Here is an 18,701-nt window from a genome sequence, read left to right on the forward strand (position 1 = left end):
ACATTCTTTTAAAAGGAAGTTGCAGAGCAAATAGAATTTTACGGAAATTTCTATTTGTTGGAAACACAGAATCTTTTAGAATAAGCCATTTAAACCGTTTTTCAAACTCAAGGACTTAACTATGGTCGCTAATCTCACCCAACAAGAATACCTGACTTATTTCGATGCCGTCCAAGAAGTTGCAAAAATTTCAAACCACGGGATTTCAAATGTTTATATTGACGAAGGAAAAGTCTTTACGCCTATTCTGACATATTCATGGGCACATGCACGCCTCGTCGACATCAGCCGTTTGGTTAAGAGTGTGTTTTCTAAGAAAAAACGGCAAAAACGACAACAAGATACGGATCAAAAAATCGAGCGATTAGCTCAGCACATTCAAACAATCAATAAGACCACTAAACGTATTCTCCAAACTGTGAAGAAATCGGATGATGTGAGCTCCGTGGTCTCCCCCAACTACTACTCAGTACGTGCTGCAACACTTTTTAATGACCATTTAGGCATGTTTCAAAAATGGAATAAAAGCTCTGAAGAACCTAAAAAATGGTCTTGGAATTATCTAAAATCTTCTCTACGAAAATTTAATGGCTTTCGCATTCATTCAAATGAAAATTTAAAAATTAGCAATCAAACTGATCCTCAATTGATTAAAATAGCGTGCCCGAAGCTTTACGGTAATACTTCCATCCATTTTGTTCATGTATGCTTAAACATTCTGCGACGCGAAAAAACCATTGATTCCTATCGTCTGCAAAAAATGGGTGGATTCACCGAAAACGCAGCGAGTCAGGTTGCCGAAATCCTTAAAAAAGAAAAATCTAACCTAAATGGCTCTGAAAAAAAAGCTTTTGAGCACGTCAATATGACAGCGTCCGATCCTGCGGTTTTAGAAACCTATTGGGAAACCATGCGTGCAATGACACGACCTGGAGCCCATCAACAGCTCGAGCTGGGTGATGAAGGAAAAATTCTCCATTTCAAAACCCTTGTGGGGGAATCTTTAGAGGTCTTTTTTAAACAAACAAAAAGCACAGAGCTTTTATTTCAATTGTTCGCTGTTGCGAAACATCATTTTTGCCACAACGAAACATCTAAGATGCAAGCGATCGACAGCTTAATCGCTAAATGTTTGAAGCCTTATTGTGTGAAACAAAATCTAGAGATAGAAGAAGAGCACCTTTATGAATGGCTAAAAAAAACCATTGCATTTTTCCCGGAAAAAGAGAACTGGATAAAAGCCCTCTTTTTTAATGAAGTCATCTATGCAATGTGCCAGGATGATCACACCAAAAAAGAGTCTTTAACACAGTTTTCTATCAATTATTTAATCAACGATCTCTTGCCAGAATCACGCATTCATGAAAAGCTCGCTCATGAAAAACTCACTAAAAGGCCAAAAGCATCTTAGGATGCGTTTGGCTTCTCTAGACAAATTTCTTTCTTGCGCGTTTTTCTTGCTGTGGGGGACCGCTTATGTTGTTGCTGGGGTCTTAATTTAGTGAGATGATCGAGGTTGCTTTTCGAACTGCCAAGCCCACCTAAAATACTCCCCTCAGAATCTAATTTTAATGGGGAATTCGGATTCGCGGCTGAAGTTAAAAGTGCATCATCTGCCCTTGGCGGACTCATTAGGCCTGCAATTTGATGAGAAATAAACTTTGCTTGCTCTTGCTCTGGACCCGAATCGGTATCCGGGATTCCCTCATTTAAACTTCTTCTTGGCTGCCTAGGAAGAGGCCGTCTTTTTTCAGGCGTCGCTAAAATGCTAGGATCTGAACCGGTAGGTGCGGAAGAATCCTGCCGTGAATTGACATTTGAAGGCGTAGGAGTCCCAACTTGCACCGAACCAGTCACAGGTTCTTGCGAAAGAGCTGGAGCTGGATTTTTTTTAGGGGGGGTAGAACCGGGTAACGGAAGTCTAACATTCAAGCCTTCCATAAAACCTCCCATTTTATCTATTAACCTACCTGGATTAGGGTTCTGAGTTGATCTTTCAATAAGCTTTGGAGCAATCCTTGAAACTCTTTGTGCTTGCTCTTCAGTAACTACCTTTTGTGGAGATTCATGCTTTTTAGGCTGGCTAGATACTTCGGTTTCCACTGTTTGATTCGCAAGCTCAGCCATTCTTCTGTCTTCTTCTTGCGGATCACCCTTTTCCACATCTTCCTCAGCAGTGTCCACTAAACTAGTAGTGCCCCCTAAAAAAGGCGTTTCAAGAGGCTCCACTTTTCCTTCTGAATTGAAAAGGTCTAATCTTTTAGGAAGTTGCCCCGCCTCTGGGTCTTGAGAAGATTCCACTTTGATAAATTCTTCACCAAAATAAAACGAAGAATTGATGGGTTTTGATTCCGTTTTATCATTTTCTTTTTCATTTGTCTGAGAAACCTCAATAACCACAAAACCCTCCCCCGAAGATGAAAGATCTCTTGGGGAGCTTTCACCAGACGACAAAGCATCTTGAATTTTCTGCCTTGAAATTTCGTTCGGAACTGCAGACGATTCTAAAACTGGCTTTGGTTGCAAAGCATCGTCTGGAGCAATATATGCTGATGCTTCTTGTGTAAGAATAGATTCAACAGATAAAACTTCAGATTTTACGGGTGTTTCATCTTTTTTAACTGTTTTTTTCTCAAAAGTTCCTGCTTCCTTAGGCTTTGCACTGAATCTTTTGATTTGATCTTGAACAGATCCTGAGCCATTTGACTCTTCTGAATGATCAGACGCTTCTTTTTTTGCTTTATTTCTTTGAATTTGTTCTTCTATCGAAATGTTACTGCTATTTTTCCCTTTGTTTAACACAGCCTTGTTAAGCTCATTCATCATAGGAGATGAAGTGCTCACTGGTCTTTTCGCAGCACTCGCCCCTTCGGACTTCTCTTCTTTCGGAGCGGAAGGCATTGGAGACACTCTAGGATTTTTTTTTTGTTGAGAACTTACAGGAGATGCCTTTGATGGTGGTGGTGGTGGCGCAGCTGGAATCACATATGCTGAAGGTTTCTTAGAAGGTTTTTTTAGTTTTTGAGATAATTTAGATTTAATCCCTTTAAAGAATTGGACAATTTTTCGAACAACATACGTGAAAAAGTGTTTTATTTTATTCACTTTTCTAGGCTTATTTGTTGCTTGAAGTGCCGTCGGAGATACAAAGAGAAATTTCTTTGATAGAGTCGGTAAAGAGTTCTTTCTTTCAGTTCCGGAAAGCCCATAAGCAGGATACACACGTGAAAACTCGTTATTGACAGTCATTGCCAAATTCCTTCGATTATAAGTCGTGTTCAAATTAGTTAAAGAAATGACCAGCGCGGTTAGTTGGATATGGGTCACATTAATAAAATCCAAAAAACAATGCAAGTACGAAAAAAACATCGACTTATTTATTTATTCGCTATTCTTTTTAGATGTTTGATGTTTCAAAATAGGGTTTCTAGCAGCTAAAGTTTCATCAAGACGAGAAACCGACAGAGTATGGGGTGCGGTTTTTACAAGTTGAGGATCTGACTCTATTTCTTGAACGATCTTTTGAATACAGGCTATAAAATAGTCTAAGGTTAATTTCGATTCTGTTTCAGTTGGTTCAATCAGCATACACTCTTTAATAATAAGAGGAAAATAAATCGTAGGGGCATGCACACCATAATCTAACAATCTTTTTGCAATATCAAGAGCTCTGATCTCTTTTGAGAGATATCGGTCAGCCTGCATAACAAACTCATGCATGCAAGGTTGCGAAAAGGGAATGGTAAAAAACGGCTCCATTTTTGCCTTGAGATAATTCGCATTTAATACCGATTGTTCAGCAATTTTTCTCAATCCAAAATGCCCATGCAGTTTGGCATATAGGTAAGCTCTGACATTGATAGCAAAATTTCCCTGAAAAGAAGCCATGTGCCCAATAGAGTTCTCAGCTTGCCATTTCAAACGATATTCAATGCCCTCTTTAATGATGCGAGGAACCGGCAGAAATTCCTCAAGTCGTTTAACGCAAAGAACGGGACCAGATCCTGGTCCACCACCTCCATGGGGAGTAGAAAAAGTCTTATGCAAATTCAAATGCATCACATCAAAACCCATATCTCCTGGACGAGCCACATTCAAAATCGGATTTAAATTGGCTCCATCATAGTATAGCAATCCTCCACTGCGATGAATGATCTTGGAAATTTCCAAAATTGAGGGACTAAATAATCCCAACGTATTAGGATTTGTTAGCATGAGTCCCGCTGTCGAATGATTGACAGACTGCTTGAGTTGTTCAAGATCCATATCTCCTTTCTCATTCGTTCGAATAGAAATGATCTTGTATTGATTCATGGCAGCTGTAGCCGGATTTGTTCCATGAGCACTATCTGGAATCAGTAGCTCTCGCTTCCGGTCATCCCCTTGCTTTTCATGGTAGGCGGAAATCATCCGTATCCCCGTAAATTCCCCTTGAGCTCCTGCATTTGAAACAAGCGTTCCAGCAGCCATTCCACACATTTCACAAAGCAGATCAATCAATTCAGCCATTAACTGCAAATTTCCCTGTACAGTCTCGTCAGGGGAAAAAGGATGGCAACGGGTAAAACCAGGCAATGCGGCTGCCCATTCGTTAATTCTAGGATTTAGCTTCATTGTACAGCTGCCTAGAGGGTAGAAATTTGTATCAATGCTCATATTTCGATGTGCAAGTTGCGAGAAATGGCGCGTGAGATCGAGTTCTGAAATTTCTGGCAATAACAAAGGTGTTTGCCTGAGCAAATGTTGAGGCGGATGAAAAGCGTTAAAAGCCGAATCGCTAGCGGGAAGACTATAGGCATGCTGTCGGAATTGGGATTTTTCAAAGATGGTTTGCATTATACGCTCCGCCCTGCAATTGTGAGATAGTGATCAAGTTGCGCCTTGCTTTTTGTTTCAGTCACGGCGACTAACATCCAACCTTGCATCTCAGGATAAAATTTTCCCATGTCGAGACCGGGTTCTATTTTTGCATTTCGAAATAGGGTTTGGGTGCGCTGCATATTTCCTGGAAATCGGACAAGGAATTCATTAAAAAAAGGCGTATTAAACGTTTCCACACCTTCAATATTTTCTAAATGCTTTTTTAAATAGGAAGTGCGTTGAAAATTTGTCAGTGCGAGCTGAGGAATGCCTTCTTTTCCATACCATAACATGGCAATTAAACTTCCAAGTGCTGCCAGAGCTTGGTTTGTACAAATATTTGATGTGGCTTTTTCACGTCGAATATGCTGTTCTCGTGCTTGGAGAGTAAGGACAAATCCCCTCTTCCCTCCTGTATCCACAGTTTCTCCCACGATTCTTCCAGGTAATTGTCGCACCAAAGATTGATGACAAGCCATATAACCCGCGTAAGGCCCGCCGAAATTCAATGACAAGCCAAAAGGCTGACTATCCCCAACAGCAATATCCACCCCATTTTCACCAGCCGATGCAAAGAGACCATAAGCCAGTGGATTGGCACACTGGATCACTAAAGCCCCTACTTTTTTAGCTTGAGGAACAATCTTCTGCATGTTTTCCACAACGCCAAAAAAATTGGGTGATTGGATTAAAACAGCTGCGACTTGTTCATCCAGCATTTCATGTAATTTGTCTGGGTCTATTTCCCCCGAGGGAAGAAAAGGGATCTCTAGGATCTGAACGTCATGCCCATGCACATATTGCTTAATGACCGCTCGGTAATGAGGATGCAAAGAAAATCCTAATAGAATTTTGGAACGTTCTTTTTGACAGCGCATAGCCATTAAAACCGCTTCCGCACATGCAGACGCTCCATCATAAACCGAGGCATTCGAAACATCCATACCTGTTAGAGCACAAATGACCGATTGAAACTCAAAAATGGCTTGAAGCATTCCTTGCGAAGCTTCGGCTTGATAGGGAGTATAGGAAGTTAAAAATTCGGATTTGCCACATATAGCAGAAACAATTGCTGGCACATAGTGTTCATAGGCGCCTGCACCTAAATAATTTTCAAAGGAAGGATAGGTGTTTTGAGAAGCAAGGGACTCCACCCATTTAGCGCCTTCATATTCAGACATTCCATCATCGATGGTTGGACGCGCAAGCCTAAGCTCTTCTGGAATATCCTGAAATAAATTTTCCATATTCCGTATGCCTAAATCCTTAAGCATTTCCTGAATTTGAGGCTCTTGATTGGAAATGAAGTCCACTTGCAGCTCCTATTAACCAAATGATTTCTGATAATCTTCCCAAGTCATGAGTGTCGAAATTTCTTCTGGGCTATCCAATTGCACTTTAAAAAGCCATCCCCCTTTTTCTGGGGACTCATTCACTTTCTGGGCTTCTGTGGAAAGTTCATCATTCACCTCTAAAATAGTTCCTGAAACAGGTGAATAGACATCTGCCGCTGCTTTTGTCGATTCAAGCACAGCTGCTTCGCCACCCTTAGAGACTTTTTTACCCACCTGTGGGAGCTCGACATACACAATGTCTCCTAACTCTTTTTGCGCGTAATCAGTCACACCAACCGTTCCTATGGGTCCTTCGATTTCAATCCATTCATGCGATTCTGTATATCTTTTCATGACTTTTCCTTTCATTTTTCGATCTTGACAAAAGGTAGTTTTACGACCTGAGCAGGGCATGCTTGAGAGCGTATTTGAACTTCCACCAAACTGCCTGCGGTCAATTTTTTATTTACTAAGATTAGTGCTACAGCTTTTTGTAAACTGGGAGAGTATGTTCCCGAAGTCACATATCCAATCTCTTCGCCCGCGGATAAAACCTCGTTGCCTTCACGTGCGATCCCTTTTTCCAACAAGACCACTCCATAGGCATAACGCTTAGTCGCTCGCTTTTCTAATACAGGCAAAGCCTTTTTTACTGTCCATGCAGACACACTTTCTGGGGGGGAAATGGTGTCACTGAGTTCATGTCCATATAATGCATACCCCATTTCTAATCTCAACGTATCGCGCGCTCCGAGACCAATGGGAGGGATTTTTTCTTGATCGACAAAGTAATGCCAGAGCTGCTTGATGATTTTTTCAGAAGCTAAAATTTCAAATCCCCCTGAACCTGTGTAACCAGTCGCCGACAAAATCAGCTGCTCCCCATCATAAATAAGTTCTTCAAAATGCATAGGTTTAATGACAGAAGCGGAAGGAAAGAGATGGCTCACCATGCTAGGTGCTTGAGGACCTTGAATGGCTAAAATTCCGTCATTGTAACGAGGGGTAATCTCAACTCGTAATTTTTGGGCGTGATCTTCGAGAAATTTTAAATCTTTATCCCGATTAGACGCATTTACGATCACGAAAAATTGGGTAGGGCTTTGGCGATAAACAATCAAATCATCCACACTACCACCCTCCGCGTTTATCCAGACAGTGTAGGTAGCTGATCCATTCATTTTTCCACTAATGATATTAGTAGAAAGACTTTCTAATAATTGCTCGGCATCCGCTCCTTCCACATCGATTCTTCCCATGTGTGAAAGATCAAAAATACCCACAGTGTTTCTAACGGCTAGATGTTCTGCCAAGATTCCTTGGTAGGATAGAGGCATCTCCCACCCACTAAATTCCACCATTTTTGCACCTAAAGCATGGTGCTGACTATTTAGAGCTGTTTTTTGCATTGATCAACCTTAAGCTACCCCATAAAGCGGGCTGTTGATCGATTTGATATTCATCTGAAAGCACGGAAAAATGCTGAGATGGCCTTTTAGGGCGGTTAATCCGATAAGTGAAACCAAGCCGATCAAACTGTTCTGGATCATACCCATATAAACATTGTCGGGGAATAAAAATATAGATGGTGTAGTCTTTAGATGTAAAATCGGCCTTCATTTTCAATTCATTAGAGTCACATAATTCATGTGCATCTTCTGTTCGAAAACGGGTGATTTCTCCACAAGAGACTTCGTCGACACTTTTGGGCAAAAAGAAAAAATGATGGCAGAAACGGGTGTTAAAACCCGCATTTTTCATATCGCGTGTATCTAAGAAAAGCTCGATACTATCGCCATGTTGAATATTGGGATAATCAGCCTCGGTAAAAGGCTCTTGTACAACAACCGTACAAGCCATTCCATCCGGATGCCAACCTAAAGCAACTTTGGCAAAGGTATCTTCCGTGGATAAGCTTGATGTATCAGGCAGAAAAAACTTCTCTGGAATAGGCTTGGAGAGAAAGGGGTGCTTTCTCTCCATTTCACATCGGTAGCAGTCTACCTGGATCTGAAAAAAATTAAGGGGGCTTACAGGAATAAAGTCATCCATTTTCCCTCCTTATTTTGTTTCCTCAGGCGCAACTTCTTCATAAGAACGTGTCAGATAATCTAACGAAATCGCTTGTTTATCTGAAATTTCTTTTAACACACGCTCCATTAATTTTTGTTGTGCATCATCTGATAGTAACCGATGCGCCATACTCATTTGCTCTTCAAGCTGAAGGTTTTCTTCTCGTACTCCTTTTTTCAGCACCGTGAAGAAATGCACATCTCCATTCGGAAGCGGAAGGATCGGAGACCACTCCCCTTCATTCATTTTGTGCGCTTTTTCTTTCGCAACAAGAGTAGAATCCTGATTATGACCGATTGAGTAAGGTTCTTTTACAAGTTTCCATTGGTCTTTCAGATCTCCGTTCTGAGAGGATGCCTCGGCAATCAATTCAACACTCTTTTCAGGAGATTTTTGAAGCGCCTGTCTAGCTTCTCGGCTATAGGCATAAAAACGTAAAGGAGCACTCAATTCAGGTGTTAAGGTTTGAATCAACTGGCTGCTGTCCTGGGGCTTATTCTTTTGGTAATCCGCATTAATGGCTGTTAACAAAGGTGTAAAATAGGACTCTGCAACTTTTCCTTGAACCACTTGGAAGTCTTTCCAGGTTTTATCTTCATTCTGGAATTCTTCCTCTCTGTCAGTGCGAATTTTGGTGTAATAATTTTCCAAAGTCTTGTTAAGCAGATCATCTAAAACCCCCTGTTGATTCGCCTCCTGGAAAGTCATGACAGTTTCAGTCGGCGCTTTTTGCAACACTTCGATTCTGTAATAATTGTTTCCATTCACTGTAAAGTGTTTTAACGTTTCCACAGCTTCGATTTCTTGAGAAGCACTCGCACTCTGCCCTTTTAGAGGAGCTTTGTCTAATAAGCTCATCAATTCTTGAGAATCTTTAAGGCCTTTAATCAGGCTTGATCCCCCTTTTTTGCGTAAACCTAAGACAATTTCTTTCGATTTTGCTTCATCTAAAGCTTTTGACAACTTAGCTGGATTTTCTTCAAGCATCTGACCACGTGCATAAGCATCAACTTTTGTACGCATTTTTTGATCGAGCCCATCCAATACAGCAAAACGGGAGTCTTGAGTCTCAGCCTTATGAGAGGCTAGCTCAGGAAATTGTTTTGCAAGCTTTGCCCAATTTGCATCTTGCACTTCCCAATGCCATGTTTCTTTAATGCTAAACAGCGATTGTAAGGCTTTTTTGTCTACTTCAGCTACCTCAAGCGTATACTTTTTCTCTACGAGCTCTGGTGTAAGTTTCGCCACCTGATCGACAGAACGCAGTTGTGTAGGCAAGTTTAGCAGATCTTTTGCTGATACACCTCTTTTTGCAATCGCATCGAGGTAAATCTCAAATTTTTGCAAAGAACGCCAATCAGAGAAACGCAAAGCAGATGGCAAACGGTACACATCCCCTGCAATTGTTTCGTTTCCAAATTGTTGGATTTGACCAATTGTTAAAGGATCAATGAAAACCGAATTGCCCATATCATGGAAAAGACGTCTAAAAAGCAACACCTGTCTCCAGATTTGGACAGCTTTTGTTTGATCCATTCCCATACGACGCAATTGCTCATTAAAATACTCGCGACTACTTGCTAAGCCGAGATAAGGACTAGCCTGGTTTTCTTGGAAACTTTTTTCGCTGTGACGAATTAGATCCGCCAATGCTTCCCCTTTTGTGACCACATAACCTTTTTGCTCAGCAATTTTGGCTGAATTGGCAATAAATTGGGCTACTAAATGGACAAAGCGAGAACCAAACCAATCTTCAATTGTGTGATAACCAAACAAAGAAAGATCCATCCGTTCTAAATTAGGGTCAGGTGATATCCAGTCATACTGTCTTTCTTGATAGCGTAAAACATTGCTTATCAATGCAGGAGGTAGCTGACGCTCACCCAAGAAAAGTTGAACTCTTGACGCAAGGGTTTGAGGATCAACAGCTTTGTCAGAAAAGCGTAGGGTATCAAAATTGGTTTTCATCCCTGGAGCCAAATAGTTCCAAACAGATTCAACACCGACAAACTTCGCTTGCGGATGCGTGTAGAGAGAAAAACGTTTTTCTTTTTCGAGCTTTTTTTGAAGCTCCTCTTTCAAGTCATTCTGATAATGCAGAATTAAAATTTCTGCTAATCCTGTTTGAAGAAAATCTTTTTTTATGACCCCATCATTCAAAAAATTAGGACCCCACATACCCCCAAATGAAAGCTTGTCTTCAGAATCTGTCGAAATAAAATGGACAATATTTTGAACATCAGTTCGACTTACTTTTGAACCATCTACCGTATAAAATGCTGTTTCATCTGTTCCACCGGAAGAAAGGATCTCGTTGTAAGTACCAAAAAAAGAGAATGTTATAACAATAACAAACGTGATTACGATATAAAGATATCGTTCATAAGTACGAAAAAAATGGAGCATAAGGTTCAAGTCCTCGCTTACAAATTGGCTCACTCTTAATAAAGAGGAAATCGTAGCAAAATCGGAGGATAACCACAAACTTTTTTCTAGGGGAGCTTACTGTTAAGATTAAAAAAACATAAAATATTAGCATCTACCCACATTAAATTATCTATTTGGTATAATAATAGTATTAATAGAAACTATTAATAGAGAGTTTATTATATGGTCTCTCCTATTCATAGATTATCCCAAATTGCTTCTTCTCTCGGAAGTATTTCTATTTCAAAAAAGCTTAAATTAGGTAGCCACTCTGTTTCACTCGGTTTTTTAGGTAAAGACAAAAAAACTGACGTTAAAGTCCCTAGTGAAACAGTAGAAAAAACATACAAAAAACATGTTGCTTCAAATGCCACTTCCAAAGAAGAGGTGAACAAAACAAAGACAAGAGCCTTTGTTTTTTTCAAAAATCTCATCGGAAAATCTTCCGAAACAAAGCAGCCTGCTTCAACTATTCAAAAGAAAACTCCCCTCTCCTCTGAAACGGAAAAAGATATCTTAGATATTTCTTTCTCTGAAGATCCCCAAAACCCCGAGAAATTAGTCAAAACATTACTTCCTTTGATGGGGAAAAATAGCCCTTTACCTCTCACTTTTCTCCAATCACTTCCTATCGATCGACGGGATACCTTAATCGACACCTTTTTTAAATCAAAATCCTCTGAAAAAAAATTAAACGCTTATCTTCTGGAATTTGTAAAAACCAATCCCAAAGAAGTCTTGCTTTTGCTTAATGCTTCTCACTCCCCTGAATTGCAAAAATTGATGGGACCTTTAATAGACGAACCCAATAAAACGGTTAGCCAAGAACTCATCAAAATCTGTCAAAACGAGAAAAGCATCCCCGAACATACCAACCTTCTATTCAATATCCCCAAGGAAAAGCTAGACGCTTTTTTTACCTCTCTTTGGGTTGAGGATAATACCAAAGCCTTTAAAGCATTGAGCAAACTGAATACGCATCCTCAAATTCCTGCAGAGACCGAAAATGAAATACACGCTTTCTTAGAAAGTATCGCCCATGATCTGCTAGTCCAAGTTGTCATTGAGGACGCGATCTTAGAATCTTATGAGAAAAAAGACTCTGCTACAGCCAGTGCACTCCTGGCTATTGCACCTCCCTCGGTGCATGAAAATTTAAAAGGTCAAATACCCAAGCGTTTTCTTCAAGAAGTAAAAGCACATCAAGAAGCTGTTGAAGCAAGTAAACAAGAATATAGAAAGTGAGGAATTTGATATGCCAGATCCAATCAAAGGTTTCGCGCAAGTTGCCTATGCTTTAAACAAAGCTGCTGATTACGTTAAACAATCAACGACTGCTTTAGGACATCAAATTTCAAATGTCCTCGGACAAAAAACAGTGCCAGTAGAAAAGAAAATTCAAGATCAAACACCCAAGATGGAAACCCAAGCCCCTACAAGGAAAGTTCGTTTTGCGGTTTCAGAACCAACGAAAGAGACTTTAGAAAATCAAACAGTCAAAAAAACCATGACGGCTTTTCAATCATTTTTTTCCCAAATCAAACAACATTTTGAATCGTCATATGAACTCATCAAAACAAAAGATGAACTTAAGCAAGAGGTCACACAGATTTTAAATGAGAACCAGTCGAAACCGTTCAATGAACTCACCGCTCATGAACAGGGTATCATCAAACTATATATCTCCTCTGCCGATAAGAGCATTCTTGACACCCTGCGTACATTAGCGGATGAAAAAAATCCCAAAACACTTGATTTGCTTCTCTCCCTTCCTCCTGAATATCAATCGAAGTTTTTTGCAAAATTATCTCCAGATACGGGCGTTAAAATGCGCGATTTTTTAATCCAACAAACGAAATCCTCTCGTCAAGATGACGTATTTCAACTGCTTAATAGTACTCCACTACCTTTTTATAAAAGTGTTTTAAATAGCTTGCTAACGCCTAATTATACCGAAAAAATGACCAATCCAACGACAAGTCAAAGAGACCTTGTTAGTCACACAATTCGAGATTCCATTATTAATCTCTGTCATGCGGATACCGAGAGCTTAGTGAAAAATCAAAATTTGTTATTAAACGTTCCTGCCAATCACTTGACCTCGATGTTAAAAGAAGTATGGGAAGAAAATCCAGAAGCAGCTTTACATACAGTCCAAGTGTTAAGCTCTAGAATCGATGAGTCTCCTGAAACTGCCAAAGGGATTTCTCAGTTTGTTCAAAATCTAAATGAAAAACAACAAAATACACTTTTTGAAATGACTTTAGAGCATCCTCCAAGAGGGATTAGCCAAATTCTTTTAGCCCTTCCATCCTCTGTTAGTGTTTCCATGGCTGAAATGATGATTAACAGTGGAGCCCTCTCAGATAACGATTTAGCTGACATCGCCAGTCACCTGATAACAAATGAAGTTAAAACGCTAGATTCTCTTCAAACATTTCTCGTTAAAGATAATGTTGCAATGAAATTTGTCAGCATGCTCCAGCGCAAAGAAAACGAAAAATCTTTAAACTACATTTGGGGACATATTCCTAATAATTTTGAACTCACTCATTCTAATCTAGAAACCAAAGAAATTATAGTCCCCAACCCTGAAAACTTTTTAAATATCCATCAAACAATTTTAAAGGATATCACCCATCATCTAGAAACTAACCCTCCAACACCTGCGATGAAAAAGGTCTACCAACACTTACAGAATGAAATAGATAGAAAATTTCCTTCTGCAAACCATGAAAATGGAAAAATAGCTGTCCTGGGCCTATATTTAATTAAAATGCAAAATGCGATGCTCGTCAATCCTCAGCAATTTGACGACAGTTTTGTATTAATTGATAAGCAAGCCCCCAACGCCATTGAAATCGCTAAAATTTTAACCAAATTTGCTCTCGGAGAAAAATTTGAAGCTTCTTCCAATTATGCCTTCATGAACCCTTTCTTTGAAGACACCACACAGCTAAGAAATCAGATGTTCCAAGGACTTACACAGTAAATGTCTTGATTTGCGACAAAGTTCGGAGAATGCTATAGTGCGTAGCTTATTCTTCTTTCGAACGGAAAATGATGCAAAAGTTACTCGTCATCCTACTTTTTTTATTACACTCATCTGCCCAGGCGAATCCGTATACGCTTTTGGGTGCATGCGAATTTGTTCTAGATTCTCAAAGAATTCAAGAAGAAGGAAAGTTTGCCATTGAAGAGCTTCAGGGCCACTATTATGCAGAGCTTCCTGAAGATGCCTTTACGCCTTATTATCCCGTCATTTGTGAAGATGATGTATTAAATATCACACTTTACCATCCCTCTCGCCGCGATCTCATGGCGGCTGTGCAACTGATTAACGCTCGTACAGGTGGATTTCGAGTTGTAAATGGCAAAATTACTTTACCGGAATTAAATGCTGTGGATGTGCGAGGTTTGACGCTTCCACAAGCTCGTCAGGAAATTAAAGCCCGCTTTAATGAACAAATCAAAGACATTGAGATTTACCTTTCGTTCAAGGCAAAGGAATCCAATAAGATCATCATCACCGGATTAGTATCCCCCCCTCCGATTGCAGCTGATGGCCAGCTGAGATTATATGAAGTTCTAACAAAAGCCTTTATTCCTCCCACGGCAAATTTATTTGCAAGCTACGTTTTAAGAGATAATCTCCCTCTTAAGTTAGATTTATCCCGCCTTCTAAAAATGGGAGACATGAACCAAAATATTGTCATGAAAGGCGGCGATAAAATTTTTATTGCGAGTCCGACAGATCATGTTGCTATGGTACTTGGAGATGTCCATGCACCTAAACGTATTCCTTTGCTCTCGGGATCCATTTCATTAAAAGAAGCCCTTGCGCTTGCACGCGGCATTCGATTCACGGGGAATAAGAATCACATCCAGGTGATTAGAGGAAATATTTCTTGCCCTAGAATTTACACGTTTACCTGGGATTTTGTGGTCCACGAACCTAATAAAAACTTACTGCTCATCCCCGGAGATGTAGTTTTTGTTTCTCGCAAAGCCATTACTGAATGGGCGTTATTTATGCGTGAATTGGAAGGGACCATCCGCCTAATTCCAGCCGTTGAACTGATTAACCAAATATCGAAATAAGGCCTTTGGGCGAGTTGAATTTTAAGCAAAAACGTGAAATGATGTGAGAAAGTAACGGAGAGTACAGTCATGAAAATAGCATTGGTTGGCTATGGGAAAATGGGAAAAATGCTTGAGAAGCTTGCGATACAGAAGGAGCATCAAATCGTTTCTCGCGTTTCTTCTGAAAACTGCGAAGGCTGGAAAAGTATTCACAAAGCAGATGTGTGCATTGAATTTTCAAAACCCGATGCTGTCCTCGAAAACCTTGAAAAAATTTGCAATCATGGAATTCCTACTGTGATTGGGACAACGGGGTGGTATGATCAATTTGATCAATTGAAAAGCTTGGTTGATAAGTATCAAGTGGGGGTTCTTTATAGTCCCAACTTTTCCTTAGGTATTCAACTTTTTTTAAAAATGATGCGCTATGCAGCCCAACTAATGGCCCCTTTTCCTGAATATTCGGCCGCAGGCATTGAATACCATCATAGCCAAAAATTAGATAGCCCTTCTGGGACTGCTCAAAAGCTTGCTCAAGTACTAAATGAGGAACTGAAATCTACCCCTCCTCTCGCCTTTTCTAGTGTGCGATGTGGGACATTTCCAGGAACACATACCATCCTTTTTGACACATTTGCGGACACCATCTCCTTCACGCATGAAGCCCGAAATCGAGAAGGATTTGCAGCAGGAGCTATTCGAGCGGCAGAATGGGTCGTGGATAAAAAAGGAATTTTCACTTTCGAACAATGCCTCAATCTAGAGAGATTTTCATGACTTTAAAAGGAACGATCACAGCGCTTATCACCCCTTTTACTGCGCAATACGATTTGGATGAGCAAGGATTATCCAAAAATATCCAATTTCAAATCGCATCTGGCGTCAATGGGATTCTTGTTTTAGGAACAACAGGAGAATCTCCCACGTTATCTCCTGAAGAACAAACACAAATTATCAAAATTGCCGTACGGGAAACGCAAAACAAAATTCCTGTTATGGTAGGAGTGGGTTGTAATAGCACCCATCAAACAATCGAAAAAGCCAAAAAAGCACAGGATTTGGGCGCGGATTCTCTTTTAGTTGTCACTCCCTACTACAATAAACCATCGCAAGAAGGCATTTTTAAGCACTTTGAAGCTTTGTCACAGCAAGTTTCATTACCCATTTATGTTTATAATATTCCTGGCCGAGCAGGCGTTAATATTGAAATCGCAACCCTACAAAGAATTGCAACTCTACCTCATGTTGCCGGGATTAAAGATGCAACTGGAAATTTGCTGCAAACCAGCGATACCATTCATCAGATCAGTCGTATCAATCCCAATTTCACCGTTTTTTGCGGAGATGATGCCTTAACTCTCCCCATGATTTCTTTAGGTGCGCAGGGAATCATTTCGGTGATTAGCAATCTAGTTCCCACACAAGTGAGCCACCTCGTTAACTACGCTTTGGAAGGACAATTTGATTTAGCACAAAAAAGCCATTATGAACTTCTCTCCCTATTTAAAATGGCTTTTGTTGAAGTCAATCCCGCTCCAATTAAAACGGCCATGCAAATGTGTGGAAAACCCGCCGGGAGCTGTCGACTTCCTCTTTGCGATCTTTTACCTGAAAATAAAGCCAAGCTCCTTCAATTGTTACAAGAAATGCGCTTAATCAAACATTAGGACCACTATGGAAAAAATCCCTGTTGGAATTTTAGGTGCTACTGGCATGGTAGGACAAAATTATTTGCGCTTATTGGAGAATCATCCCTGGTTTGAAGTCACATTTCTGTGTGCATCCCCACACTCCGCGGGGAAAACCTATGAAGCTGCTGTTGAACGCAGATGGCACATGCCCACACCTATTCCTAAAAGAGAAAGTCAGCTATATGTGTATTCTATTGATCAAATTTCTAAAGCTTTAGAGAAATGTCAGTTTGTTTTTTCGGCTATCGATACCGATGTAGCCAAAGAATATGAAGAGCAATATGCCGCTGCAGGTCTCCCTGTTGTATCCAATGCAGGCTACCATCGACAAACTCCCGACGTGCCGGTATTGATTCCTGAGATTAATGCCTCTCACCTCTCGATTCTCCCTTCCCAACAACAAAAACGGGGATGGGAAAAAGGGTTTATTGTCACCAAACCCAATTGCTCAATTCAAAGCTACATGATCCCCTTGGCAGCTTTACACGAAAAATTTCAGCTAAAAAAAATCTTAGTGACCACCATGCAAGCAGTGAGTGGGGCTGGCTATCCAGGGGTTCCTTCGTGGGATATTTATGAAAATGTTGTCCCCTACATTGCTAAAGAAGAGGAAAAAACAGAAAATGAACCTCTTAAAATATTTGGAAGCATTGTGGATAATGAAATTATTCCCACGCCTGATGTCCGTATTTCAGCCCATTGCAATCGTGTTCCTGTCTTGGATGGGCATCTCGCTTGCGTCTCGGTGGAATTTGCCACCCCTCCATCGCGAGAAGAAATCCTCTCCATTTGGAATGCCTATACACCCATAACACAAACACTAGAACTTCCTTCAGCCCCAGAAAAAACAATCCTCTACCGAGAGGAGTTAAACCGCCCGCAACCCCGCCTAGACCGAGATGCCGGGAAAGGAATGGCCATCACAGTCGGACGCCTACGCCCATGCAATCTATTAGACTTCCGCTTTGTCGCGCTTTCTCACAATACCTTAAGAGGAGCTGCTGGAGGAGGAATTCTGAATGCTGAACTACTTTTTACCCAAAGATATCTCACATGACAAAACGTAACCCCCATTTCAGCGCGCTAAAACCTACCTACCTTTTTCCAGAAATCAACCAACGGAAGTTGCAGTACCTGGCACAACATCCAACTGCCAAATTAATCAGTCTTGGCATTGGAGATACAACCGAGCCCATTCCCTCTACCATTACACATGGCTTAGTGGATGGAGCGGCTCGTCTAGGGACCAAGGAAGGATATACAGGCTATGGGCAAGAACAAGGGCAAAGTTTATTAAGAGAAAAAATCGCAGAGAACATCTACCACAATCGAGTCTCTCCGCAGGAAGTTTTTATTTCAGATGGAGCCAAATGTGATATTGGACGTTTGCAAGCTCTTTTTGGAGGAGATGTTTCCATTGCGGTTCAAGACCCCGCCTACCCAGTCTATGTAGATGGAAGCCTTATGCATGGTGTAAAACAGATTCGCTATATGCCATGTACACCAGAGAATCATTTTTTTCCCACATTGAAAACCACGCCACCCGTCAACTTGATTTATTTTTGCTCACCCAATAATCCAACGGGTGCCGTTGCAACGCACGATCAGCTAAAAAAACTCGTGCAATTTGCAAAAATCCATCAATCGATCATTATCTTTGATTCTGCCTATGCACATTACATTCAAGATCCGACCCTTCCCCGCTCAATTTACGAAATTGAAGGCGCTCACGAAGTCGCGATTGAAATGGGATCTTTCTCCAAAATTGCAGGATTTACAGGAGTTCGATTAGGCTGGACGGTTGTTCCAGAAAAACTGTTATTTGAAGATGGCACACCTGTAATTAGGGACTGGACGCGTCTCTTCACGACCATTTTTAATGGTGCTTCCAATATTGCCCAACAGGGAGGAATCGCGGCATTATCCACGCAAGGTTTTGATGAAATGCAACAATTAACCCAATTCTACCTTGAAAATGCCCGTCTAATTGTAGAAGGCCTCAAACTTTTTCCCCTTGAAATTTATGGGGGAACAAATGCTCCTTATGTGTGGATTCGCTTTCCAGGTCAAAAGTCATGGGATGTTTTTCAAATGTTGCTTGAGAATGTCCAAATTGTGACAACTCCAGGATCTGGTTTTGGACCAGCCGGAGAAGGATTTGTACGTCTGAGCGCTTTTGGTCATCGCGAAAATGTGTTAGAAGCTATTCAACGTTTACAAAAACTCTTTTGAA

The 18,701-nt window shown here is 40.7% G+C and carries 15 protein-coding genes; 8 read left to right on the forward strand and 7 right to left on the reverse strand.

Translation table 11 applies throughout. From position 1 onward, the window contains the following. The first annotated feature begins 121 nt into the window (after positions 1-121). Entirely contained in the window at positions 122-1,411 is a 1,290-nt protein-coding gene (locus AB7E63_RS00115; RefSeq protein ID WP_006340565.1) for a hypothetical protein, read from the forward strand. Here AB7E63_RS00115 and AB7E63_RS00120 read toward each other — a convergent pair. The 7 genes from AB7E63_RS00120 to AB7E63_RS00150 form a co-directional block, all read right to left on the reverse strand. Then, positions 1,408-3,249, reverse strand: a complete 1,842-nt coding sequence (locus AB7E63_RS00120; protein ID WP_059360349.1) for a hypothetical protein — start codon at positions 3,247-3,249, stop codon at positions 1,408-1,410. The genes AB7E63_RS00115 and AB7E63_RS00120 overlap by 4 nt on opposite strands. 132 nt (positions 3,250-3,381) lie before the next feature. Further along, on the reverse strand, positions 3,382-4,836 hold the full coding sequence (gcvPB, locus tag AB7E63_RS00125) for an aminomethyl-transferring glycine dehydrogenase subunit GcvPB (RefSeq protein ID WP_006340568.1): 1,455 nt from the start codon (positions 4,834-4,836) through the stop codon (positions 3,382-3,384). Next, on the reverse strand, positions 4,836-6,173 hold the full coding sequence (gene gcvPA / locus AB7E63_RS00130) for an aminomethyl-transferring glycine dehydrogenase subunit GcvPA (protein ID WP_006340569.1): 1,338 nt from the start codon (positions 6,171-6,173) through the stop codon (positions 4,836-4,838). Before gcvPA ends, gcvPB begins: the two co-directional genes overlap by 1 nt. 12 nt (positions 6,174-6,185) lie before the next feature. Continuing rightward, the gene (gene gcvH / locus AB7E63_RS00135; protein ID WP_226987515.1) at positions 6,186-6,548 is read right to left on the reverse strand and encodes a glycine cleavage system protein GcvH; all 363 of its coding nucleotides are present in this window, start codon (positions 6,546-6,548) and stop codon (positions 6,186-6,188) included. 11 nt (positions 6,549-6,559) lie between these two features. Then, positions 6,560-7,603 carry a glycine cleavage system aminomethyltransferase GcvT gene (gene gcvT, locus AB7E63_RS00140; protein ID WP_006340571.1) on the reverse strand — a complete coding sequence of 348 codons (1,044 nt, stop codon included), beginning with the start codon at positions 7,601-7,603 and terminating at the stop codon, positions 6,560-6,562. Then, positions 7,581-8,246: a hypothetical protein gene (locus tag AB7E63_RS00145; RefSeq protein ID WP_006340572.1), complete on the reverse strand. Its 666-nt coding sequence runs from the start codon at positions 8,244-8,246 to the stop codon at positions 7,581-7,583. Before AB7E63_RS00145 ends, gcvT begins: the two co-directional genes overlap by 23 nt. Positions 8,247-8,255: 9 nt before the next feature. Continuing rightward, the gene (locus AB7E63_RS00150) at positions 8,256-10,673 is read right to left on the reverse strand and encodes a SurA N-terminal domain-containing protein (protein ID WP_006340573.1); all 2,418 of its coding nucleotides are present in this window, start codon (positions 10,671-10,673) and stop codon (positions 8,256-8,258) included. Positions 10,674-10,877: 204 nt separating this feature from the next. On the opposite strand from AB7E63_RS00150, the gene AB7E63_RS00155 reads away from it, so the two are divergent. From AB7E63_RS00155 to AB7E63_RS00185, 7 genes are all read left to right on the forward strand, one after another. Further along, positions 10,878-11,939 (forward strand): hypothetical protein, encoded by a 1,062-nt coding sequence (locus AB7E63_RS00155; RefSeq protein ID WP_006340574.1) that lies wholly within the window; start codon positions 10,878-10,880, stop codon positions 11,937-11,939. A gap of 10 nt (positions 11,940-11,949) precedes the next feature. Then, entirely contained in the window at positions 11,950-13,686 is a 1,737-nt protein-coding gene (locus tag AB7E63_RS00160; protein ID WP_006340575.1) for a RasGAP domain-containing protein, read from the forward strand. A gap of 68 nt (positions 13,687-13,754) precedes the next feature. Beyond that, positions 13,755-14,795 carry a polysaccharide biosynthesis/export family protein gene (locus AB7E63_RS00165; RefSeq protein WP_006340576.1) on the forward strand — a complete coding sequence of 347 codons (1,041 nt, stop codon included), beginning with the start codon at positions 13,755-13,757 and terminating at the stop codon, positions 14,793-14,795. 69 nt (positions 14,796-14,864) lie between these two features. Then, a complete protein-coding gene (locus tag AB7E63_RS00170) occupies positions 14,865-15,554 on the forward strand; it encodes a 4-hydroxy-tetrahydrodipicolinate reductase (RefSeq protein WP_006340577.1) in 690 nt (229 codons plus the stop codon). Then, entirely contained in the window at positions 15,551-16,444 is an 894-nt protein-coding gene (dapA, locus tag AB7E63_RS00175) for a 4-hydroxy-tetrahydrodipicolinate synthase (protein WP_241208971.1), read from the forward strand. Before AB7E63_RS00170 ends, dapA begins: the two co-directional genes overlap by 4 nt. Positions 16,445-16,451: 7 nt before the next feature. Next, the gene (gene asd, locus AB7E63_RS00180) at positions 16,452-17,525 is read left to right on the forward strand and encodes an aspartate-semialdehyde dehydrogenase (protein ID WP_006340579.1); all 1,074 of its coding nucleotides are present in this window, start codon (positions 16,452-16,454) and stop codon (positions 17,523-17,525) included. Next, entirely contained in the window at positions 17,522-18,700 is a 1,179-nt protein-coding gene (locus AB7E63_RS00185; RefSeq protein WP_006340580.1) for an LL-diaminopimelate aminotransferase, read from the forward strand. Before asd ends, AB7E63_RS00185 begins: the two co-directional genes overlap by 4 nt. Position 18,701 lies beyond the last annotated feature (1 nt).

Origin of the sequence: Parachlamydia sp. (assembly GCF_050255895.1) — a bacterium.
In the GTDB taxonomy this organism is placed as follows: Bacteria; Chlamydiota; Chlamydiia; order Chlamydiales; family Parachlamydiaceae; genus Parachlamydia; species Parachlamydia acanthamoebae.